This is a genomic window from Marinobacterium halophilum (genome assembly GCF_003014615.1).
Classification (GTDB): Bacteria; Pseudomonadota; Gammaproteobacteria; order Pseudomonadales; family Balneatricaceae; genus Marinobacterium; species Marinobacterium halophilum.
This window is the reverse complement of record NZ_PYGI01000010.1, coordinates 52,137-73,539: the sequence shown is the minus strand read 5'-3', so window position 1 is coordinate 73,539 and position 21,403 is coordinate 52,137. Positions and strand designations below refer to the sequence as shown.

General features: G+C 59.8%; 20 protein-coding genes. 15 read left to right on the top strand and 5 right to left on the bottom strand.

Annotation, left to right across the window (positions count from 1 at the left end; genetic code table 11):
- Positions 1 to 74: 74 nt before the first annotated feature.
- The gene (locus CLV44_RS08440; RefSeq protein WP_106591679.1) at positions 75 to 1,304 is read left to right on the top strand and encodes a nucleoside recognition domain-containing protein; all 1,230 of its coding nucleotides are present in this window, start codon (positions 75 to 77) and stop codon (positions 1,302 to 1,304) included.
- 115 nt (positions 1,305 to 1,419) lie between these two features.
- Positions 1,420 to 2,754 carry a DASS family sodium-coupled anion symporter gene (locus CLV44_RS08435; RefSeq protein ID WP_106591678.1) on the top strand — a complete coding sequence of 445 codons (1,335 nt, stop codon included), beginning with the start codon at positions 1,420 to 1,422 and terminating at the stop codon, positions 2,752 to 2,754.
- Between the two features lie 29 nt (positions 2,755 to 2,783).
- Here the strand turns inward: CLV44_RS08435 and CLV44_RS08430 are convergent, their stop codons facing one another.
- Positions 2,784 to 3,191, bottom strand: a complete 408-nt coding sequence (locus CLV44_RS08430) for an acyl-CoA thioesterase (protein ID WP_106591677.1) — start codon at positions 3,189 to 3,191, stop codon at positions 2,784 to 2,786.
- Positions 3,192 to 3,399: 208 nt separating this feature from the next.
- On the opposite strand from CLV44_RS08430, the gene CLV44_RS08425 reads away from it, so the two are divergent.
- The 9 genes from CLV44_RS08425 (at position 3,400) to phoR (ending at position 13,845) form a co-directional block, all read left to right on the top strand.
- A complete protein-coding gene (locus CLV44_RS08425; protein ID WP_106591676.1) occupies positions 3,400 to 4,368 on the top strand; it encodes a PstS family phosphate ABC transporter substrate-binding protein in 969 nt (322 codons plus the stop codon).
- A gap of 137 nt (positions 4,369 to 4,505) precedes the next feature.
- Positions 4,506 to 6,770: an ABC transporter permease subunit gene (locus CLV44_RS08420; RefSeq protein ID WP_106591675.1), complete on the top strand. Its 2,265-nt coding sequence runs from the start codon at positions 4,506 to 4,508 to the stop codon at positions 6,768 to 6,770.
- A gap of 24 nt (positions 6,771 to 6,794) precedes the next feature.
- Positions 6,795 to 8,483, top strand: a complete 1,689-nt coding sequence (gene pstA, locus CLV44_RS08415) for a phosphate ABC transporter permease PstA (RefSeq protein ID WP_106591674.1) — start codon at positions 6,795 to 6,797, stop codon at positions 8,481 to 8,483.
- A 38-nt stretch (positions 8,484 to 8,521) separates the two neighbouring features.
- A complete protein-coding gene (pstB, locus tag CLV44_RS08410; protein WP_106591673.1) occupies positions 8,522 to 9,355 on the top strand; it encodes a phosphate ABC transporter ATP-binding protein PstB in 834 nt (277 codons plus the stop codon).
- Between the two features lie 33 nt (positions 9,356 to 9,388).
- Complete coding sequence (phoU, locus tag CLV44_RS08405; RefSeq protein ID WP_106591672.1) at positions 9,389 to 10,150, top strand: phosphate signaling complex protein PhoU; 762 nt, start codon at positions 9,389 to 9,391, stop codon at positions 10,148 to 10,150.
- Positions 10,151 to 10,210: 60 nt separating this feature from the next.
- Positions 10,211 to 10,771: a chorismate--pyruvate lyase family protein gene (locus CLV44_RS08400; protein WP_245912645.1), complete on the top strand. Its 561-nt coding sequence runs from the start codon at positions 10,211 to 10,213 to the stop codon at positions 10,769 to 10,771.
- Between the two features lie 79 nt (positions 10,772 to 10,850).
- Complete coding sequence (gene ubiA, locus CLV44_RS08395) at positions 10,851 to 11,675, top strand: 4-hydroxybenzoate octaprenyltransferase (protein ID WP_245912649.1); 825 nt, start codon at positions 10,851 to 10,853, stop codon at positions 11,673 to 11,675.
- A 123-nt stretch (positions 11,676 to 11,798) separates the two neighbouring features.
- Entirely contained in the window at positions 11,799 to 12,494 is a 696-nt protein-coding gene (gene phoB, locus CLV44_RS08390; RefSeq protein ID WP_106591739.1) for a phosphate regulon transcriptional regulator PhoB, read from the top strand.
- A gap of 49 nt (positions 12,495 to 12,543) precedes the next feature.
- Complete coding sequence (phoR, locus tag CLV44_RS08385) at positions 12,544 to 13,845, top strand: phosphate regulon sensor histidine kinase PhoR (protein ID WP_106591671.1); 1,302 nt, start codon at positions 12,544 to 12,546, stop codon at positions 13,843 to 13,845.
- On the opposite strand, the gene cysZ is transcribed toward phoR, so the two are convergent.
- The gene (gene cysZ, locus CLV44_RS08380) at positions 13,829 to 14,584 is read right to left on the bottom strand and encodes a sulfate transporter CysZ (RefSeq protein ID WP_106591670.1); all 756 of its coding nucleotides are present in this window, start codon (positions 14,582 to 14,584) and stop codon (positions 13,829 to 13,831) included. The two genes, phoR and cysZ, sit on opposite strands and share 17 nt — an antisense overlap.
- Positions 14,585 to 14,695: 111 nt before the next feature.
- Between cysZ and CLV44_RS08375 the strand changes: the two genes are divergently transcribed.
- Entirely contained in the window at positions 14,696 to 15,634 is a 939-nt protein-coding gene (locus CLV44_RS08375) for an NADP-dependent oxidoreductase (protein ID WP_106591669.1), read from the top strand.
- Here the strand turns inward: CLV44_RS08375 and CLV44_RS08370 are convergent.
- The 3 genes from CLV44_RS08370 to CLV44_RS08360 are packed head-to-tail and all read right to left on the bottom strand — an operon-like array spanning position 15,631 to position 17,010.
- Entirely contained in the window at positions 15,631 to 16,122 is a 492-nt protein-coding gene (locus CLV44_RS08370) for a hypothetical protein (RefSeq protein WP_106591668.1), read from the bottom strand. The genes CLV44_RS08375 and CLV44_RS08370 overlap by 4 nt on opposite strands.
- A 19-nt stretch (positions 16,123 to 16,141) precedes the next feature.
- Entirely contained in the window at positions 16,142 to 16,402 is a 261-nt protein-coding gene (locus CLV44_RS08365) for a hypothetical protein (protein ID WP_106591667.1), read from the bottom strand.
- A gap of 2 nt (positions 16,403 to 16,404) precedes the next feature.
- Positions 16,405 to 17,010 (bottom strand): YjaG family protein, encoded by a 606-nt coding sequence (locus CLV44_RS08360; RefSeq protein ID WP_106591666.1) that lies wholly within the window; start codon positions 17,008 to 17,010, stop codon positions 16,405 to 16,407.
- Positions 17,011 to 17,146: 136 nt separating this feature from the next.
- Here CLV44_RS08360 and CLV44_RS08355 point away from each other — a divergent pair, with 136 nt between their 5' ends.
- The 3 genes from CLV44_RS08355 to CLV44_RS08345 all read left to right on the top strand — a co-directional run bounded on the left by CLV44_RS08355 (position 17,147) and on the right by CLV44_RS08345 (position 21,402).
- The gene (locus tag CLV44_RS08355; protein ID WP_106591665.1) at positions 17,147 to 17,698 is read left to right on the top strand and encodes a TRAP transporter small permease subunit; all 552 of its coding nucleotides are present in this window, start codon (positions 17,147 to 17,149) and stop codon (positions 17,696 to 17,698) included.
- Positions 17,695 to 19,074 (top strand): TRAP transporter large permease, encoded by a 1,380-nt coding sequence (locus tag CLV44_RS08350; protein WP_106591664.1) that lies wholly within the window; start codon positions 17,695 to 17,697, stop codon positions 19,072 to 19,074. Before CLV44_RS08355 ends, CLV44_RS08350 begins: the two co-directional genes overlap by 4 nt.
- Before the next feature lie 120 nt (positions 19,075 to 19,194).
- Entirely contained in the window at positions 19,195 to 21,402 is a 2,208-nt protein-coding gene (locus CLV44_RS08345; RefSeq protein ID WP_106591663.1) for an EAL domain-containing response regulator, read from the top strand.
- Position 21,403 lies beyond the last annotated feature (1 nt).

Genomic DNA, 21,403 nt, shown 5'->3' with positions numbered 1-21,403 from the left:
AGCACTTCGGTGCGGTGGTCACACCGCGCCGGGGTCGCTAGAATCAGGGAGGTTTTCCCAACAGGACCCTCCCCATGCTGCACCGGATCTGGCTCGGCTTCTTTTTGACCGCCTTCGCCGCTGCCCTTTGGCAGTGGCTTGCATTAGGCGACTCCGGTGTCTTCCAGCGCATGGTGGAAAGCACCTTCAGCATGTCGAAACTGACCGTAGAGCTGGCCATCGGCCTGATCGGCACCCTTGCCTTCTGGCTGGGCATGATGAAACTGGCCGAAGCCTCGGGCCTGGTCGATACTCTGGCCCGCGCGCTGGGGCCGGTGTTTACCCGACTGATGCCGGAGGTGCCTCCGCGCCACCCGGCGATCGGCTCCATGACCATGAACCTGTCCGCCAACCTGCTCGGTCTCGACAACGCCGCCACTCCATTGGGGCTGAAGGCGATGCAGGACCTGCAGACACTCAACCCGGACAAACACACCGCCAGCAACGCCCAGATCCTGTTTCTGGTGCTCAACACCTCGTCGGTGACCCTGTTCCCGATCACCGTCTTTCTCTACCGCGCCCAGCAGGGCTCCAACGACCCCACCGCGGTGTTCATCCCCATTCTGATCGCCACCAGCTGCTCCACTTTGGTTGGCCTGCTCGTCACCAGCTGGGTGCAGCGGATCAACCTGCTGCAACGCACGCTGCTGCTCTGGTTCGGTGCCGGTATCAGCCTGCTGCTGGCCTTTGTCGGCTATTTTGCCACCCTCAGCGTCGATGAGCTGCAGCGCCAATCCGCCCTGACCGGCAATCTGCTGCTGTTCAGTACCATCATCCTGTTTCTGTTGCTGGCTCACCGCAAACAGGTCAACGTTTACGAAACCTTCATTGAAGGTGCCAAACAGGGTTTCGAGACGGCGATCATGATCATCCCCTATCTGCTGGCGATGCTGGTTGCGATCGGGGTGTTGCGCGAAAGCGGCGCGCTGGAAGGCTTTATCTGGCTGCTACGTGAAGGCATTGGCTTGTTCGGACTGGATACCCGCTTTGCCGACGCTTTGCCGACCGCCTTGATGAAGCCACTGTCCGGCTCCGGCGCTCGGGCGATGATGCTGGAAACCATGAACACCCACGGCGTGGACTCATTCGCCGCCCAGGTGGCGTCAATTATTCAGGGCTCCACCGAAACCACCTTCTATGTGCTGGCGGTCTACTTCGGTGCGGTCGGTATTCGTCACAGCCGCCATGCGCTCTGGTGCGGACTGAGTGCCGACCTGGCCGGCATCATTGCCGCTATCCTCTGTGGCTACTGGTTCTTCGGCTAGATAAAGCCCCACAGAAAAAAGGTGAATAAGCTTCGACCAAAGTAGCTCCGCTGGAAACAACTGTGTAGAATTCGCGCTTCTTTTAACCCCTTAAAAACACGTCTGGGAGAGATTGATGACCAGCAAGTGGATGACCTTTCTGCTGGCAGTCCTAAGTGCTGCAGGCATCTGGTTTCTGGCACCGCTGGCGCCTGAACTGCGCACCGGCCTCGCCATTCTGGCGGTTATCGCCATCCTGTGGATGACCGAAACCTTCAACATCACCGTAACCGCACTGCTGGTGCCGGTGTTGACGGTGGTCGCCGGCGTGTTCACTGTGTCTGACGCACTGAGAAACTTCGCCAACCCGATCATCTTCCTGTTCCTTGGCGGTTTCGGCCTGGCGGCCGCACTGAATGCCCAGGGGCTGGACAAATATATCGCCGGGCATGTCATCCGCCTGGCCCGAGGCCGTCTGGGCACCGCCTCCATTCTGCTGTTCCTGACCGCAGCCGGACTGTCGATGTGGATCTCCAACACCGCCACTGCTGCGATGATGCTGCCGCTGGCACTGGGTCTGCTGCGTCAGCTGCCCTATGAGAACAACGAGCGCACCTACTGGTTCGTGCTGTTGGGTGTGGCCTACTCGGCCAACATCGGTGGTATCGGTACGCTCGTGGGCTCACCGCCCAACGCCATTGCCGCCGCCGAAGTCGGGCTCAGCTTCACCGACTGGCTGAAGTTCGGCATCCCCACCGTCATCGTATCGTTGCCGCTGATGATCGTGGTGCTCTACTTCATGTGCCGTCCGGACATGAACCACCGCTTCCACGAAGTCCACCGTCACGAACCGCTCAACGGCAAACAGTGGATGACGCTGGGCGTATTTGTACTGACCGTCGCCATGTGGCTGTTCAGCAAGCCGCTGGCCGGTCTGATCGGCATCAGCAAGGGCCTGGATTCGATCATTGCGATGAACGCCATCCTGATGCTGTGCATGCTGCAGCTGGTCACCTGGAAGCAGATCGAGAAGTCGGCGGACTGGGGCGTGTTGCTGCTGTTCGGCGGTGGTCTGACCCTGTCGGCCATGCTCAAGGCCACTGGTGCCAGCGCCTTCCTGGCTGAAGGCTTGAGCACGATGATGGCCGATGCATCAGCCCCGTTGTTCCTGCTGGCTGTGGCTGCGTTCGTGGTCATGCTGACCGAAATCGCCAGCAACACCGCCAGCAGCGCCCTGCTGGTGCCTATTTTCGTCGGTATTGCCGGCAGCATGGGCTTGCCGACCGAGATCATGGCAGTGGTGATCGCGATTGCAGCGTCCTGCGCCTTCATGCTCCCGGTCGCAACGCCGCCCAACGCCATCGTCTATGGCTCCGGCTACCTGCCACAACGTGAAATGATGCGCGCTGGTGCAGTACTCAACGTCATGATGACCGCCATTATCGCCGGCGGTGCCTGGATGCTGCTCTAACGCACGACCTGGGCCGGACCTCGTCCGGCTCAGCCCACCTCGGGCAACGGCAATCGACGAATGCGTCCCTGCGGATCGATCGCGACCTGCACACACTCGGCCCCCGTTACCTTGCGCAATTCATTCCCATCGGGACAACGTCCCCACACCTCGACCTGAATACGCAACGAGCTATGCCCACGCTCAATAATACGCGTATGGAAGCTCAGCACTGTGCCGCGTAAAACCGGCGACATGAATCCCATCCGCCCCACCGATACTGTCGCAACCCGCCCGCAGGCTTCCTGACCCGCCCGTATTTCGCTGGCCAGCACCAGCTGTGAAGCCACCCAGCCACCATACACATCACCAAACATGTTGACTGCATCCGCACCGGCCGGCAGTTGCAGACTCAGCTCGCCGTCGGGCATGAGCAGCTGATCTTCGCTTGTTGTCATTATCGGATCCCGCTCAATTGAATACGAGGCCTGCGCCCCTTTATGCTGCAGCGCATATAATACTAAGGTTTAACACAAAGAATAGCCCCCAAAACGCCTGCCGCCACAACTGACAGCAATGGCCGTCAGTGTCATCTTCCCGTCACAAACCTTGCCTATAGTGCGTGCATGTTCATTCAATAACCCGTTTCCGCACCAGGAGCCGACAATGAAACCGATGAAAAAGCTGTTCGCAGCGGTCGCCATGACTGCCACCTGCTTCACCGCACACGCCAGTGATCTCCTCGACCCGAACCTGCCGGTCTATGAAAAGGCCTCTGGCGTTTCCGGCAACCTGTCCAGCGTTGGCTCCGATACCCTGGCCAACCTGATGACCCTGTGGGCGGAAGAGTTCAAACGCAGCTACCCGAACGTCAACATTCAGATTCAGGCCGCCGGTTCCTCAACTGCGCCGCCCGCACTGACAGAAGGGACGTCCAATATCGGCCCGATGAGCCGTAAAATGAAGGACAAGGAGATCGAGTCTTTCGAGAAGAAGTACGGCTACAAGCCGACCCCGGTCGCCGTGGCAATCGATGCGCTGGCCGTGTTCGCGCACAAGGACAACCCGATCCAGGGCATGAGCATCGACCAGGTTGACGCCGTGTTCTCCTCCACCCGCAAGTGCGGTGCCGAGCAGGACGCCAGCAAGTGGAGCGATCTGGGCATCGGCGGTTCTCTGGCCGACCAGAGCATCCAGCTGTTCGGTCGTAACTCCGTATCCGGTACCTACGGCTACTTCAAGAAGGTTGCCCTGTGTAAAGGCGACTTCAAGAACAGCGTTAACGAACAGCCGGGCTCTGCCTCTGTTGTCCAGTCCGTATCCACCTCCGTGAATGCACTGGGCTACTCCGGCATCGGCTACAAGACGGCATCTGTCCGTGCCCTGCCGCTGTCCAAGTCCGGTACCAACTTCGTTGAACCGACTCCGGAAAATGCCATCACTGGCAAATACCCGCTGGCGCGCTCACTGTACGTCTACATCAACAAGAAGCCGGGCCAGCCGTTGCAGCCGCTGGAGCGTGAGTTCCTGAAGCTGGTGCTGTCCAAGGTCGGCCAGGAAGTGGTCGTGAAAGATGGCTACATCCCGCTGCCGGCCAAGGTTGTCGAGAAGCAGATGCAGGACCTGGGTCTGTAACTACCCGCATCCGCACACCCGAAGGGGAGCCATATTGGCTCCCCTTTTTGTTTTTGTTACAGCTGTAACAAAACAGTCATGTCTTTGACTTATTGTAGCGGCCATATCAAGTTCGACACTTCTCGGGATTCTCAGCCATGAGTATTGAGCAAACCAACACCGTGCCTGAGCTGGACTTCAACACCCCAGCCCAGCGCCGTCTGCGCAAAGCGCGCATGCTGAAGGACAAACTGGCCGCAGGTGGCATCGCCGTCGGTGGTATCAGCGTTATCCTCGCCGTTGTCATGATCTTCTTCTACCTCCTGTACGAGGTTGCACCGCTGTTCCGCTCGGCCAGTATCGAGCCCTGGGGCGGTCAGGAGGAGGTCAGCTATGCTGTGCCCGGACAGGGTAAAACGCTCTACCTCGCGGTAGAAGAACAGGCCGAGATCGGTTTCCGCGTCACCGATCGTGGCGAGATGCTGTTTTTCGATACCACCAGTGGCCGCACTCTGCTGAGCGAGGCACTGAGCCTCACGGACGGCGTCACCATCAGCAGCTTTGCACTGGTGTCAGAAGCCAGCCAAAGTTTTGCGTTCGGCCTCAGTGATGGCAGCGTCAAGGTGGTCAAGCACAATTACAAGGCGACCTACCCCAACGGCCAACGTGTACTTAACCCGGAGTTGGTCTACCCGCTGGGCGAAGCACCGCTGCAAGTCGCGGCCGGTCCCGTCGAGCGCCTGACCCTGAACCAGGACAGCGACGAGTGGACCCTGATCGCCCTGAGCGGCGACCAGCTCACTGAGCTGACCCTGTCGATGACCGAGAACTTCCTGACCGGTGACGTCGAAGTGGAACAGAGTCACCGCAGCCTGCCGTCATTCGGTGTCAAACCGCGCAAACTGCTGATGACACCGGACCAGCGCTGGCTGCTGGCCAGCGTGCCTCAGGGCAAGGTTGCCGTGATGACACTGAGCAACACCCCTGAAGTTACCCAGCTGATCGAAGTCTCAAAGACCGATATCACCAGCTTCGAGCTGCTGCTCGGCGGCAGTTCACTGATCATCGGTGATGCCAAGGGCAAGCTGTCGCAGTGGTTCTTCGTCCGCGACGAAACCAACCAGTTCCAGCTGACCCATATTCGCAGCTTCGAACACGGTGACAGCGCCGTCACCAATCTGACCACCGAACAGCGTCGCAAGGGCATTATTACCCTGGACGCCGACGGCACCCTGAACCTGTACAGCAGCACCGCCAACCGCAATGCCCTGCGCGAGCCGCTGTTCAGCAGTGCCGCCGATGCCATCGCACTGGCACCGCGGGCCAATGCCCTGCTGGTACAGCATGGTGACCAACTGAGCTTCTGGCACGTCGATAACGAACATCCGGAGATTTCCTGGAGCGCCTACTGGGAAAAAGTCTGGTATGAAGGCTACGAAGAGCCGGAATATACCTGGCAGTCGTCCGCCTCCAACAACGATTTCGAACCCAAATACAGCCTGATGCCGCTGGCCTTCGGCACCCTGAAAGCCGCGTTCTACGCCATGCTGCTGGCGACACCGCTGGCCATCGCCGGGGCGATCTATACCGCCTACTTCATGGTGCCAAGCATGCGCCGCAAGGTGAAGCCGTTCATCGAGCTGATGGAAGCGCTGCCGACGGTCATCCTGGGCTTCCTCGCCGGTCTCTGGCTGGCCCCGTTCATGGAAGCCAACCTGGCCGGTATCTTTGTCTGTCTGCTGGTGATTCCGGTCGCGATCGTGCTCTTCGGTTTCGCCTGGAACAACATGCCCAACAAGATCCGTTTCCTGATTCCGGATGGTTGGGATGCCGCTCTGTTGATCCCGGTGGTGATTCTGGCCACCTGGCTGGGCCTGGCGATCGCCGGTCCGATCGAGCACATGCTCTTCGGCGGCGACATGCCAACCTGGCTGACCAACGAAGTGGGTATCCCCTATGACCAGCGCAACGCCCTGGTGGTCGGTATCGCCATGGGCTTTGCCGTGATCCCGACCATCTTCTCGATTACCGAAGATGCCATCTTCGCGGTGCCCAAACACCTGAGCTACGGCTCACTGGCATTGGGTGCCACCGCCTGGCAGACCCTGACCCGCGTCATCCTGCCGACCGCCAGCCCGGGTATCTTCTCGGCGCTGATGATCGGCATGGGCCGCGCCGTCGGTGAAACCATGATCGTGCTGATGGCCACCGGCAACACGCCGATCATGGATGTGAACATCTTCGAAGGCATGCGTACGCTGGCCGCGAACATTGCGGTCGAGATGCCGGAATCGGAAGTCGGCAGTACCCACTACCGCACCCTGTTCCTGGCCGCCTTCGTGCTGTTCCTGTTTACCTTCGTGGTGAACACCCTGGCCGAGACCATCCGCCAGCACCTGCGCAAGAAATACGGTTCCCTGTGATCGGTGAGAGTGAGGATTAGATAGATGCGTTATTCAGTAAACGAATGGACCAAATCCGGCTCCCCATGGGTCTGGCTCAATGCCGGTGCCGTTGCCATCTGCGTGATCATGGTGGTAGGGCTGCTCGGCCTGATCGCCGCGCGCGGCCTGGCTCACTTCTGGCCTGCCGACGTGATGCAGGCGACCTATACCCAGGGTGAGCAAGACAGCCGTATCATGGGCGAACTGGTGCAGCAGGAGATGGTTCCCGCTGACCAGCTGCGCGGGGCCGGTGTCGAGGTTCCCGAAGGTGTTGAAACCATGCGCCGCGATCTGCTCAAGGTCGGTAACCGTGACTTCGGTGCCGCCGACTTTGTCTGGGCCATGGATAACCTGATCACCGACAAGGCCTATCCCGAGATGGTCATGGTCGCCGAGCGCCTGGAGTGGGGCAATTTCTACGGCTACCTGCGCGAAGTCCGCGAGAGTGGCGAAACCGTGATCCGCCATGACGGCTACGCCAAGTCCGATGAGTACCTGGATCTCTGGACCGAATTCCAGCAGCGGCTCGACCGGGTGCTGGAGATCCGTGAGCAGATTCTGGATATCGAAAAGCACAAGATCGGCAGCATCAACTATGCGCTGGAGCGCCTGCGTCTGCAGGAGCGTTCTCTGGAGCTGGAGCAGTCCACCGATGCCCAGGCTTACGCCGAGATCGAAACTCAGCGTGCCGAGCTGAACGCCGATTACGAAGTCCTGCAGCAGGAGCTGATCGACCTCTACACCCAGATCAACCGTGACAGCTTTGTCGCCGAAATCGCCGACGGCCGTGAGGTCCAGATCGATGTTGCCAAGGTCGTGCGCGCCTTCCAGCCGAACGACATGGGCACCAGCGACAAACTGCTGCATTACGGTGCCAAGCTGTGGGAGTTCCTGTCCGACGAACCGCGTGAAGCCAACACCGAAGGCGGCATTTTCCCGGCGATTTTCGGCACCGTGATGATGGTGATCCTGATGTCGGTGCTGGTAACCCCGTTCGGCGTGATCGCGGCGGTTTACCTGCGTGAATACGCCAAGCAGGGCTTTATCACCCGTCTGATCCGCATTGCGGTCAACAACCTGGCCGGTGTACCGTCCATCGTCTACGGTGTATTTGGCCTTGGCTTCTTCGTCTACTTCCTCGGCGGCAGCATCGACGATCTGTTCTTCGCCGAAGCCAAACCGGCACCGACCTTTGGTACCGGCGGTCTGATGTGGGCTTCCATTACTCTGGCGCTGCTGACCGTACCGGTCGTGATCGTGGCGACGGAAGAGGGCCTGGCCCGCATTCCGCGCTCGGTCCGTGAAGGCTCGCTGGCATTGGGCGCGACCAAGTTCGAGACCCTGATGAAAGTGGTACTGCCGATGGCCAGCCCGGCGATGATGACCGGTGTGATTCTGGCGATTGCCCGTGCCGCCGGTGAAGTGGCCCCGCTGATGCTGGTCGGTGTGGTCAAACTGGCCCCGAGCCTGCCGCTGGATGGCAACTACCCGTTCCTGCATCTGGATCAGAAGTTCATGCACCTGGGTTTCCACATCTATGATGTCGGCTTCCAGAGCCCCAATGTCGAAGCGGCCCGACCGCTGGTCTATGCGACCGCGTTTCTGCTGGTCGTGGTGATTGCGCTGCTGAACTTTTCGGCCATCGCGATCCGCAACCATTTGCGCGAAAAGTACAAAGCGCTTGAAATGTAACCGCCGGCTTAAGCATTTTGATTTGAAGGTTTACCACTATGACTAGCGAAGCAAAGACCCACGCCATCGACATCGCCGCCCTGCAGCGCGGCGATCGCAACCTGAACCTGGGTGACGAACAGATCACCCTGCAGGTGAAGGACCTGCGCCTGAGCTACGGCGACAAGGAAGCCCTGCACGGCATCAACATGGATATCCCGCAGAACCGGGTGACCGCCTTCATCGGCCCGTCCGGTTGCGGCAAGTCCACGCTGCTGCGCTGCTTCAATCGCATGAATGATCTGGTTGACGGCTGCAACATCAACGGCCAGATCCTGCTCGACGGCGACAACATTTACGACCGCACCGTCAACGTGGCTGACCTGCGTCGCCGGGTCGGCATGGTGTTCCAGAAGCCCAACCCCTTCCCCAAGTCGATTTATGAAAACGTGGCCTACGGCCTGCGCATTCAGGGGATCAACAAGAAGCGCGTCATCGACGAAACCGTCGAGTGGGCCTTGCGCTCCGCCGCACTCTGGGATGAGGTCAAGGACCGTCTGCACGAGAGCGCGCTGGGCATGTCCGGCGGTCAGCAGCAGCGTCTGGTCATCGCCCGCACCGTGGCGGTAAAGCCGGAAGTCCTGTTGCTGGACGAACCGGCCTCGGCACTGGACCCGATCTCCACACTGAAGATCGAGGAGCTGATCCACGAGCTTAAAAAGGATTTCACCATCGTCATCGTTACCCATAACATGCAGCAGGCGGCCCGTGTCTCCGACTACACCGCGTTCATGTACATGGGCGACCTGATCGAGTTTGGTGCCACGGATGCACTGTTCACCAAACCGGAAAAGAAACAGACCGAAGATTACATCACTGGCCGTTACGGTTAATGATGGCCCATGCACGCAACGGAGAGACCGACCGTGGAACTCGAAAACGATAACTACTCGACCCATATCTCGCAGCAGTTCAACGAGGAACTGGAGAAAATCCGTACGCAGATGCTGACCATGGGCGGCATTGTCGAACGTCAGGTCAGCGATGCCGTCGAGGCCTTGCTGACCGGTGATGTGGAACTGGCCGAACAGTCGCGCCGCATCGACCAGCAGACCAACGCCATGGAACTGATGATCGACGAGCAGTGTACGACCACTATCGCCCGCCGCCAGCCAGCCGCCAGCGACTTGCGCCTGATCGTCTCGATCAGCCGTGCGGTGTCCGATCTGGAGCGCATCGGTGACGAAGCGACGCGTATCTGCACCATGGCGATCGAACTCGCTGACAGCGGTGTCAACCAGCGTGGCTTCCAGGAAGTGCGCCATATCGGCAATCTGGTGCGCGACATGGTCAAGGATGTGCTCACCGCGTTCGCCCGCAACGATCTGGAGATGGCCTACCGCGTCGCCAAGCAGGACAAGAACGTGGATCTGGAATACCGCACCGCCATGCGCTCGCTGGTCACCTACATGATGGAGGACGCCCGCGCCATCTCCAACGTGCTCAACGTGATCTGGGTGCTGCGCAGTCTGGAACGCATCGGTGACCATGCCCGCAACTTGGGTGAGCACCTGATCTATCAGGTCAGCGGTACCGATGTGCGCCATCAGAGCCTGAAACAGATCAAGCGCACGGTGCAGGAAGAGTCCGCCGGCAGCCTGCTCGACGACGACGGCAACGACGAGTAAGTCCGCCGCTGCCGGTACGCTGCCGGCAGCGGCAACATGATACACTCGGGCCTTATCCCCATGATGGAACAGGTACCCGTGTCCGCCCGCAACGCTCTGCTCAATCCCCGTACCCCGCCCCGCTGGATGCCCGCCGACAGCGCCCTGCGTGCGCCCCGTCATTGGCGTCCCTGGCTACAGGACAACGGCTCGCTGACGCGCCGTCTGACCCGTGCGGCACAGGGCCAGTTTGGCGTCCGCGTCCTGTCCCAGCGCTGGGCCATGCCCACTGCCGACGAGGCGCGCGCACTGGGCATGCCTCGCCGTCAGGTCGCCCTGATTCGCGAAGTTGAGTTGCTGGGACACGAAGGAACTGCCTGGGTCTACGCCCGCTCGGTGCTGCCCGCCACCACGCTGACCGGCCGTGAACGCCGACTCAAGCTGCTCGGCAACCGCTCTCTGGGCTCATTGATGTTCAGTGACCCAAGCCTGCAGCGCAGTCCATTGCAGGCCTGCTGCCTGTCTGCCGCCGCTGGAAAGCCTTACTGGGCCCGGCGTTCAGTGTTCCGTCTGCACGGCAAGCCGCTGCTGGTGTGCGAGGTTTTTCTCCCGGCCATGGAGCACGTACAATACCCGCTCTGACCGCGACCCTCAGGAGCCCGCCTTGTCGACTTTATCCACGCCCTCACTGCGCACACGTCTGACCGCCTACATCCAGCTGATGCGGGCCGACAAGCCGATCGGCACCTATCTGCTGCTGTGGCCAACCCTGTGGGCGCTGTGGATCGCCGCCGAAGGTGTCCCGGCGCTGGACCTGCTGCTCATCTTCAGTCTCGGCGTGTTCCTGACCCGCTCCGCCGGTTGCGTCATCAACGACTATGCCGATCGCCACATTGATGGCCACGTCAAGCGCACCCACGCTCGCCCGCTGCCATCGGGCCGGGTCACCGAGCGCGAGGCGATCTATCTGTTTTGCGGGCTGATGCTGGTGTCGTTTCTGCTGGTACTGCTGACCAATACAATGACCATCCTGATGTCGTTCGGCGGTCTGGCACTGGCGTTCATCTACCCGTTCATGAAACGCTACACCCACCTGCCACAACTGGTGCTGGGCGCGGCATTCGGCTGGGCCATTCCGATGGCATTCACTGCCATTCAGGAGCAGATCCCGCTCACCGCCTGGCTGCTCTACGCCGCCAAGCTGCTGTGGACCGTGGCCTACGACACCCAGTACGCCATGGTCGACCGTGACGACGATCTCAAGATCGGGGTCAAATCCACCGCCGTACTCTTTGGCCGCCACGACAGGCTGATCGTTGGGATGTTGCAACTGGCCACCCTCGGCGTGCTGGTCTGGGTGGGGCAGCTGGAACAGCTGGGCGTGTGGTATCACGTGGGGCTGGTGGCCGCGCTCGGTTTCTTCATCTACCAGCAGTGGCTGATTCGCCACCGCGAACGCATGCCCTGCTTTCGCGCCTTTCTCAACAACCACTACGCCGAACTGGCCATCCTGGTGGCGCTGATTATCGACTATGCCGTCGCCTAACTATCGGAAAAACAGAGATTTTTTGCCCGAATACCCGATTCTCCAGGAGTGTGTCATATTAATGTAATGGAAACGTCTTGTAATAGTAGCCTCCGATAACACCTGTCAATGGGGCAGAAAATGATGTCTGCATCAAAACGTGTGCTGATTGTCGATGACGAAGCACCGATCCGTGAAATGATCGCCGTGGCACTGGAAATGGCCGGTTACGACTGTAGCGAAGCCGACAATGCCCAGGATGCCCATGCCCAGATCGTGGACAACAAACCCGACATGGTCCTGCTCGACTGGATGATGCCCGGCACCAGCGGTATCGAGTTTGCCCGCCGCCTGCGCAAGGATGAAGTGACCGCCGATATTCCGATCATCATGCTCACCGCCAAGACCGACGAAGACAACAAGATCAAAGGCCTGGAAACGGGTATCGATGATTACATCACCAAGCCGTTCTCGCCGCGTGAGCTGGTGGCTCGGCTCAAGGCCGTCCTCCGTCGCACGACCCCGCGTGGCGTGGAAGAGCCGGTGACCGTGGACAGCCTGACGCTGGATCCGGTATCTCACCGTGTCACCGCTGACGGCCAGCCGGTCGAACTCGGTCCGACCGAATTCCGCCTGCTGCAATTCTTCATGACCCATCCCGACCGTGCCTATTCGCGCAGCCAGCTGCTGGATATGGTCTGGGGCGGCAATGTCTATGTCGAAGAGCGCACCGTGGACGTGCATATCCGTCGCCTGCGCAAGGCGCTGGGTGAGCGTCACGACTATCTGGTACAGACCGTACGCGGCACTGGCTACCGCTTCTCGGCTCAGGTCGCCTGATCGTGCTGGCCCCCCACCAGCATGACCACACTCGGGATGGAGCCCCGTGATGCAGGTATCCCGTCACACCCTGTTACTCAGTCTGCTGCTGTTCGCTGCGGTGGGCCTGATCGGTGGCACCTTGCTTGGACATACCCTTGCGGGCCTGAGCCTGGGCGTTATTGTCTGGAGTCTGCGGCAGATCCGTCAATTCAACCGGCTGACCGAATGGCTGCACCGTGAAGACGGCTCCGAACCACCGGAGGCCGATGGCGCCTGGGGTGATCTGTTCGACGAACTGGCACGCATGCAGAAACGCGGCAGTGCCCGCGAGCAGTCACTGCGCGGCATCATTTCCCGTTTCCAGCAATCCTCGGCGGCGCTTACCGACGCCATCGTTATCATCGACAACCAGAACAATCTGGAATGGTGGAACCGCGCGGCCGACCGCCTGCTCGGGCTGAAAGCCACCTCCGACCGCGGCAAACCGCTGATGAACCTGCTGCGCGACCCGCGCTTCGTACGCTATTTCCGCAAGGGCCACTATCAGGAACCGCTGGATCTGCCGTCACCGGTCAAGGCCGAACTGCAGCTGCAGTACCAGATTACCAAGTTTGGTCAGGGCGACCGCCTGCTGGTCGCTCGTGACATCACCCGCCTGATGCGGCTGGAGCACACCCGCCAGGACTTCGTCGCCAACGCCTCCCACGAGCTGCGCACACCGCTGACCGTCATCCGAGGCTATCTGGAAACCTTCCTGGATCAGGAGCTGCCAAAACCGCTGCAACGCGCACTGGGACAGATGCAGCAACAGGCACAGCGCATGGAAAGCCTGGTCACCGACCTGTTACTGCTGTCACGTCTGGAGGCCAGTCACCATATCAGCGACGAGCACCCCATTCTGATCCACCCGCTGATCCGCCAGATCCACCAGGATGCCGAGGCGTTGGCCAGCGGTCGTGGCCACCGTTTCGTACTCGATATCGACCCGGAGTATGATCTGCTGGGCCAGCGCAACGAACTGCAGAGCGCCTTTTCCAACCTGGTGTTCAACGCCGTTCGCTACACCCCTGACAACGGCATCATCACTCTGCGCTGGTGGACCGATGCTCTGGGCGGACATTTTGCCGTTACCGATAACGGCATCGGCATCGAACCCATGCATATCCCGCGCCTGACCGAACGCTTCTACCGCATCGACGAAAGCCGCTCTTCGGCCAGCGGCGGTACCGGGCTCGGGCTGGCGATCGTCAAGCATGTGCTGGTGCGTCACGATGCCCATCTGGACATCCACAGCACGCGCGGCAAGGGCAGCACGTTCACCTGCCACTTCCCGCCTGACATGGTGGTGCCGGTCAGGGACGCGGAGTGAGGTCTCGCGCCTCACCCGCATACTCCTCGACCCAGAAGATGGTGGCGCCTATCACCGCCGCCGGCATCAGAATCAGGTTGACCACCGGGACCAGCATACCCACCTGAACCAACGCTCCGAAGCCAATCGAGGTCACCCGCCGCGCCTTCATCAGCTGCTTCATCTGCGCAAAACTGACTTTGTTGTTGTCCATCGGGTAATCACAGTACTGGATCGACATCATCCAGGCTCCGAACAGAAACCAGAGCAGCGGTGCCACTAAATTGACTACGGGAATAAAGGTGATCAACAACAGCAACAGAAAACGCGGCAGGTAGTAGGCCAGCTTGTGCAGCTCTCGTTGCAGTGAGCGGGGGATCATCGCCAGCATTTCACGCCAGCCATCATCGGTTACCACTTCGCCACGCAGCTGCTGCTCAACCTTTTCCGACAGGAAGCCATTGAACGGGGCTGCGATCAGGTTGGCAACGATGGAAAATCCGTAATAGACCCCAACCAGCACCAGCAGCGCAAACAGCGGCCAGAACAGCCAGTACAGGAAATCGGCCCAGGCGGGCAGGAACCCGAGCCAGTAGTCGACCCAGACATTGAATTGGCCGACCAGCAGCCAAATGGCACCCATGAACAGCAATATGTTCACCAGCAGAGGTATCAGCACGAAGTGGCGGATACCGGGCTGGGGCAGCATGGAGACGCCGCGCAGCAGGTAGCCGGCACCACGAACAGGGTTAGCTTTCATCCACTCTCCTTGCAACAAAGATTGCCAGATCACGCACGATCACTTTACTCTTGCAATCAGTACATGACTGTTACTGGCCGATGACAGGCCATTCAAACCGGGGAGATTAACATGAAAGCAATGCGCATCCATGCCTTTGACGGGCCGGAGGGTTTACAGTTGGACGAACTCGACACACCGGCCCCCGGCCCCGGTGAGGTTCTGGTCCACACCCGTGCAGCGGGCATCAATCCGATCGACTGGAAAACCTGTGCCGGTGGCGGTGCCAGCGGTTTTATCGACGCATTGCCCTTCTGCCCCGGCTGGGAATGTTCCGGTACCGTGGCCGCGCTGGGTGAAGGTGTGGAAACCTTGCGCATCGGTGACGAGGTGATGGGCTTCATTCGTTTCCCGCACCCCGCTGGCTGCTATGCCGATACCATTATCGCCCCGGCAGAACAGTTGTGCCTGCGCCCGGCAGCACTGGACCCGGTGTCCGCCGCCGGTCTGGGACTGGCCGGACTGACCGCCTGGCAGGCGCTGTTTGAAGTTGGGCATCTGAAGACCGGACAATCGGTATTGGTACTGGCCGCTGCCGGCGGCGTCGGCCACCTTGCAGTTCAGTTGGCCAAATGGAAAGGCGCCTACGTGATCGGCACCGCTTCAGCGGGCAACAAGGGCTTTCTACAAAGCCTGGGCTGTGACGACACTATTGACTACACCCGCCAGCAGGTCGAAACACTGATTCACGATGCTGATTTGATCATAGATTGCGTTGGCGGCCAGACGGCGATTCAGGCCCTGGACTGCCTCAACCCGCACGGCCAGATGATTACCTTGCCGTCGGTCACCGCTGCGGAGGTCATGGCGGCGGGTGCAGCGCGCGACCTCAAGGTCAGCAGCATGCGCGCCCGCCCCGATGCTGCCCAGCTGCATGAACTGGCCATGTTGGCGTCCAGCGGCAAGGTGATGCTCAGCATCGCGGACACCTTTGCGCTGGAAGAGGCCGCAAAAGCCCACCACCTCAGCGCCCATGGCCACATCCGCGGCAAGCTGGTGCTCACCGTTTAATTGGCCGGCGCAGCCTCGACAGTAACAGCCTCACCGTCAGCCGCACTGCAGAACAGCTGCTGCTGACGCATCAACAAGCGACAACCTTCCCCACGGATATTCCGGTCCCAACAGGTGTACTTGGCCCAGCTCTTGTCATCTTCAGTCGGCTGGTCACGGAAAGCGGGCACACCCTCACAGAAGCCTTCACTGATCGCGGCCGTTTCCAGACAGGCATTGAGCAGACGGCCATAATTGACCGTACACTGAAAACCGGTACAGCCATCGAAATCGGTCAACGCCCGATCCAGACAGGCCGCCTGATCGCCACTGCGACCCAACGCCAAACCCTGTTCACGCCAGACCATCGCCTGCTCAGCCCGATCGGCATTGAAGTCTGCCAGCCATTCAGCCTTGGCCTCCTGCCACCAGAGAGGCTCTGCCTGCCACAAAAACACACCCGCCAGCAGCGGAATCAGCACCAGCGCCAGAATGATCTTTTTCACCATCAGTAACTCCGTATCGGTCTCAACGGCGGCGGTAAAGTCCGGCGATGCACAGCAACAGCCCCACAACCGACAACAGCATGCCACCGTTCACCCACAGCGGATGACGCACCATGAAAGGCGTGAAGGGATGTGCGGCACCCGCCTCATCACAGCGGGCGGCACGATAATCCCAGGAGCCACCCTGCTCCAGACAGGCATCGGCCAACGACAGGTCGTACATGTAGCCCGCCATCAGCAATACGGCAGGCACCACCAGCAATAACAGTCCCAGACGCAGCATGATCAGTCGTCGTCGCTGATGCCGATGTTGCTGACACCTTCATTGCCGGCCAGCTCGCGCAGGGCCTGGATGAAGTCAGGGGTCGCGTGTTTCTGTCCACGCAGGCGCTCAAGCACCTCGTCACGGAAGGCGTCTTCGGCCTGCATCAATTCATGGGTGTTGATCAGCTTGACCAGCTCCTCATCGGACAGCTGGTCATCACCTTCGGTCACTTCCAGAAAGGTGGCAACGCACTCACGGGACAGCTGACCAATGGTCGCGGCTTCGGCACGGTCCTTTTCCAGCAGGCAGTTAAGCGTGGCGTTCAGAGCGACGACCGCATCCAGTGCCGGCAACGCGCCATACATGTCGAATACGTCGATATCCGGCATATTGGCTTCGACGGCGTCCAGCTGGACTTCGAAATTCATCTTCGCCCCCTGGCCGCTGAGGCTGTCCCAGACGCCATCCAGGATCTGCCGCAATTTGGCAGCATCGCCGAACTCGACCAAACGTGCGAAGAGCGCGAAATTGGGGAACATACGCTCGGTCAGCGCGGCCGAAAAGGCGGTCAGCTGCCAGGGCTCGAAGGCCTCCAGTTCAGGCTCAAGATTCAGCAGTTCAGTCATGGGAAATCTCCACATTGGTGTCTGTTCGCCTATTGTACGGCTTTGCCGCCTCAAGCTGTAGTCATCCCTGCCTGCCGCGCTACAGGAATTACCTGATATACTGCCGCCCGCCCAATCTCCTGAAACGAGAATATCGATGCGTCACTCCTCCCCCCTTGCGGCCCTGGTCAGATTACTGGACGGTTTCAGCGAATGGACCGGACGGCTGATCGCGTGGCTGACCCTGTTGATGGTGGTCGTCACCTTTGTCGTTGTGGTCATGCGCTACGCCTTCGAGATGGGCAATATCGCCCTGCAAGAGTCTGTCATCTACATGCACAGCTTCGTCTTCCTGCTCGGGGCTGCCTATACCCTCAAACATGATGGTCATGTACGCGTGGATATCATCTACCGTCCACTGGGGGAAAAGGGCAAAGCCTGGATCAATCTGTTCGGCACCCTATTCCTGCTGCTGCCTGTGTGCATATTTCTGTTCTGGGTCTCCTGGGAATACGTCGCCACCTCCTGGGAACTCAAAGAAGGCTCTCAGGAAGCGGGCGGCATCGCCTATCGCTACATACTCAAAACGGCTTTGCTGGCGATGCCCGCGATGATGACCCTGCAGGGGATTGCCGAACTGCTGCGCAGTCTGCTGGTGATCAGCGGCCATGCCCATCTGCCACCACCGGAAGGGGAGCACGCCCTGTGATCGAGTTACTGCCTCTGCTGCTGTTTATCGGTGCCATCGTTGTCTTGTTGATGGGCTATTCCGTTGCCTTCTCGCTGGCCGGTACCGGCCTGCTGTTTGCCGCCATCGGCACTCTGACCGGCCACTTTGACAGTGTGTTTCTGGAAGCGATCCCCAACCGCATCTTCGGGGTCATGAACAACGAGGTGCTGATCGCCGTGCCCCTGTTCGTATTCATGGGCGTTATGCTGGAGAAATCCAAGGTCGCCGAGGAGCTGCTCGACACCATGGCCGCCCTGTTCGGCTCCCTGCGCGGTGGTCTGGGCATTTCCGTAACACTGGTCGGCATGCTGCTGGCGGCAAGCACCGGTATCGTCGGCGCGACCGTTGTGACCATGGGTTTGCTGTCCCTGCCGACCATGCTCAAGCGCGGTTACGACCCGGCCGTGGCGACCGGCACCATTTGCGCATCGGGCACACTGGGGCAGATCATTCCGCCCTCCATCGTGCTGGTGCTGCTCGGCGATGTCATCTCCTCGGCCTATCAGCAATCACAGATCGATCAGGGCATGTTCTCGCCGGAAACGGTCACCGTGGGTGACCTGTTCCTCGGTGCGCTGATCCCGGGCCTGCTGCTGGTCGTGGCCTACATCGGTTACATGGTGTTCGTCGCCGTAACCCGCCCGCATGCGGTACCGGCCATTCCCGAGGAGGAGCTGAATGCCATCACCAACCTCTGGCTACGGGCACTGAAGGCGCTGGTGCCGCCAGTGCTGCTGATCGGGCTGGTGCTGGGCTCGATTCTGGGTGGTTTTGCCACTCCAACCGAGGCGGCGTCGGTCGGTGCCGTGGGCGCTATCGGGCTGGCGCTGATGCGCCGTGCGTTCAGCCTGAAAACCCTGAATGAGGTCATGCGCTCCACCACTCAGGTCAGTTCCATGGTGTTCATCATTCTGGTCGGCGCGTCGATCTTTTCGCTGGTGTTCCGTGGCTACGGCGGCGACGATCTGGTACGCGACTTCCTGCACGATCTGCCCGGTGGCGTGGTCGGTGCCATGGCGATCGTGATGCTGATCGTGTTCCTGCTCGGTTTTTTCCTCGACTTCATCGAGATCACCTTCGTGGTGGTACCGATCGTGGCACCGATCCTGCTCGGCATGGGGCTGGATCCGGTCTGGCTCGGGGTAATGCTGGCGCTGAACCTGCAGACCTCATTTCTGACCCCGCCGTTCGGCTTCGCCCTGTTTTACCTGCGCGGTGTCGCCCCGGCCCACATCTCCACGGGACAAATCTACAAGGGCGTTATCCCGTTCATCCTGATCCAGCTGGCCATGCTGGCGCTGCTGGCCTGGCAAACAGGTCTGGCAACCTGGCTGCCGGAGCTGGTATATGGCTAAATAATGAACAAATGATGATTTCATCATCGATGATATTTACAAACGGAGTTTTGTAAACCAAGCTGATAAACGCCTGTTTAATGACCAACCGGTTTGACACAGGAATAAAGGACTAATCGTATGTTGGCAGATGAATTATTTGAATTCAGGCCACCGCTGGCCCCCACAGCTTCACAAGAACCACCATGGAAGGTGCTGAGCGTTGAAGATGACCCGACCTACCAGGCATCGCTGGTTCACGCCCTGGCACAGATTAAAGTGGATGGACGCTCCCTTGAGGTGATCTGTGCACGGTCCGCGGTTGAAGCCGCCCGCCTGCTTCCCGAACACCAGGATATCGGCATTATCATGCTCGATGTGGTGATGGAAGACGACGACTCCGGCTTGCGCCTGGTACGCACCATTCGTGATGTGATCTGTAACAATCAGGTCCGCATCGTCCTGCTCACCGGCCAGCCGGGCATGGCTCCACAGCCTGATGTTCTGCGTCAGTTCGATATCGACGACTACTGGTGCAAATCCGAACTGACCCACGAACACCTGACCTCGGTCATTACCGGTAATCTGCGCACCTGGGATCGCACCACCCAACTCGAGCGTGCCCGCCAGGGGCTGCAGCTGATCGTCGATGCCTCGCAGGCGCTGAGCAAACGCCGCGATCTGGCGAGCTACACCCATACCGTGCTCAGTACCCTGTCCGTGCTGCTCCGGGTCGATCACGGCGGTATCCTGTGCATATTAAGCCCCCCTGGTCAGCCCCTGTCGGCAAGCCGGGTACTGGCCGCCAGTGGCTGTTTCAAGCACTGCAAGGACCGCACCCTGGACAGCCCGGAAATCGAGGCCCTGCACCCGCTGTTTGCAGAGGCACTTGCGACCCGACATCACCTCTACAACGAACACTATACAGTGCTGCATTTCGCGCCTGATCAGGTAGAGGCGCCCGCCTATTTGACGTTGATTAAAACCGATCGGAAACCAACACCGGCCGAAACCAATCTGCTGGAAGTGTTCTGCGAAAATATCAGTACCGGCTTTACCAACCTGTCCCTCTACAACCGCATGTCTCAGCTGGCCTACCGTGACCCGCTGCTGGACATGCCCAACCGCAATTACCTGAAACGCACCCTGCGTAGCCTGAGCACGCGGGAACTGCACCAGCATCTGCTCTGGGTCATCAAGTTCGATGAACTGAACGAAACCGCCCTGCACTTTGGCGAGCCCTTCTGTGACAGCGTATTGCATAGCGTCCAGCACCGCCTGCAAACCCGTATTCAGGGACACTTGCTGCTCGCCCGTATCGACCGCAGCACATTTGCCCTGCTGCTGCCGGCCGACACGGCACCCTCAAAACAACAGGTCGCTGCGTTGCTGGCCGAGCCTCTGACGATTGATGGCAGTGAGCACCAGATCCCTTCAGTCGCCGCCGTACTGCCACTGAGCAGCAGTGACAACCATGAACCGGAACATATGCTGCGTCTGGCCGAGTTGACTGTAGAAGCCGCCAAGCGCAATGGCCTGCGCTTTGTCGAATATGATCGCTCACAGGAACAACAGATGCGTGAGCGTTACATCCTGCTCAATGAGTTGCGTCAGGCCCTGCAGACCGATGCGCTGCATATCGTGTTGCAACCGAAAGTCGAACTGATATCAGGGCGTGCGGTCGGGTTTGAAGCACTGGTACGCTGGCAACATGCCGATGGCCACATCATCAACCCTGACCAGTTCATTCCGGTTGCGGAAACCGCCGGGCTGATCAGCGAACTGGACCTCAATGTTCTGGGCCAGACCTTATCGGTGGCGCGCAGTTTCCAGCAACAGGGCATTACCCTGCCGATCTCCTTTAACACCTCCTCGATCGATCTGCTGCTGCCCGGCTATTTCGACGAAATGCTGAGCATGATCCGGGCCTCCGGCCTGCCTCCCGAGCTGCTGGAGCTGGAAGTGACCGAATCCCAGGCCATGGTCGAGTACCGCAACATTTCACTACAGCTACGGCAGCTGCTGGAATATGGCATCGGGGTCAGTATTGATGATTTCGGCACCGGCTATTCATCACTGGCACATATCACTGATCTGGCGGCTTCCGTGCTGAAAATCGACCGCACCTTTATCTCCCGGCTCGGCGAGTCCGAGAATGCCGACCATATCGTCGACATGATCCTGCGCCTGGGTGACCGCTTCGGTTTTCAGGTCATTGCCGAAGGCGTCGAGACGGAGCAACAGCGCCAGCTGCTTATCGACAAGGGCTGCCTGTACGCACAGGGCTACCTGTTTGCCCGCCCCATGAAACCTGAACAGGCACTGGAGTGGGTACGTAACCGACGTTGAC

Bases quoted from the DNA above. Each gene is read 5' to 3' on its own strand.
- CLV44_RS08440 (WP_106591679.1), top strand. From the start codon at position 75: ATGCTGCACCGGATCTGGCTCGGCTTCTTTTTGACCGCCTTCGCCGCT.
- CLV44_RS08435 (WP_106591678.1), top strand. From the start codon at position 1,420: ATGACCAGCAAGTGGATGACCTTTCTGCTGGCAGTCCTAAGTGCTGCA.
- CLV44_RS08430 (WP_106591677.1), bottom strand. From the start codon at position 3,191: ATGACAACAAGCGAAGATCAGCTGCTCATGCCCGACGGCGAGCTGAGT.
- CLV44_RS08425 (WP_106591676.1), top strand. From the start codon at position 3,400: ATGAAACCGATGAAAAAGCTGTTCGCAGCGGTCGCCATGACTGCCACC.
- CLV44_RS08420 (WP_106591675.1), top strand. From the start codon at position 4,506: ATGAGTATTGAGCAAACCAACACCGTGCCTGAGCTGGACTTCAACACC.
- pstA (WP_106591674.1), top strand. From the start codon at position 6,795: ATGCGTTATTCAGTAAACGAATGGACCAAATCCGGCTCCCCATGGGTC.
- pstB (WP_106591673.1), top strand. From the start codon at position 8,522: ATGACTAGCGAAGCAAAGACCCACGCCATCGACATCGCCGCCCTGCAG.
- CLV44_RS08400 (WP_245912645.1), top strand. From the start codon at position 10,211: ATGATGGAACAGGTACCCGTGTCCGCCCGCAACGCTCTGCTCAATCCC.
- ubiA (WP_245912649.1), top strand. From the start codon at position 10,851: ATGCGGGCCGACAAGCCGATCGGCACCTATCTGCTGCTGTGGCCAACC.
- phoB (WP_106591739.1), top strand. From the start codon at position 11,799: ATGTCTGCATCAAAACGTGTGCTGATTGTCGATGACGAAGCACCGATC.
- phoR (WP_106591671.1), top strand. From the start codon at position 12,544: ATGCAGGTATCCCGTCACACCCTGTTACTCAGTCTGCTGCTGTTCGCT.
- cysZ (WP_106591670.1), bottom strand. From the start codon at position 14,584: ATGAAAGCTAACCCTGTTCGTGGTGCCGGCTACCTGCTGCGCGGCGTC.
- CLV44_RS08375 (WP_106591669.1), top strand. From the start codon at position 14,696: ATGAAAGCAATGCGCATCCATGCCTTTGACGGGCCGGAGGGTTTACAG.
- CLV44_RS08370 (WP_106591668.1), bottom strand. From the start codon at position 16,122: ATGGTGAAAAAGATCATTCTGGCGCTGGTGCTGATTCCGCTGCTGGCG.
- CLV44_RS08365 (WP_106591667.1), bottom strand. From the start codon at position 16,402: ATGCTGCGTCTGGGACTGTTATTGCTGGTGGTGCCTGCCGTATTGCTG.
- CLV44_RS08360 (WP_106591666.1), bottom strand. From the start codon at position 17,010: ATGACTGAACTGCTGAATCTTGAGCCTGAACTGGAGGCCTTCGAGCCC.
- CLV44_RS08355 (WP_106591665.1), top strand. From the start codon at position 17,147: ATGCGTCACTCCTCCCCCCTTGCGGCCCTGGTCAGATTACTGGACGGT.
- CLV44_RS08345 (WP_106591663.1), top strand. From the start codon at position 19,195: ATGTTGGCAGATGAATTATTTGAATTCAGGCCACCGCTGGCCCCCACA.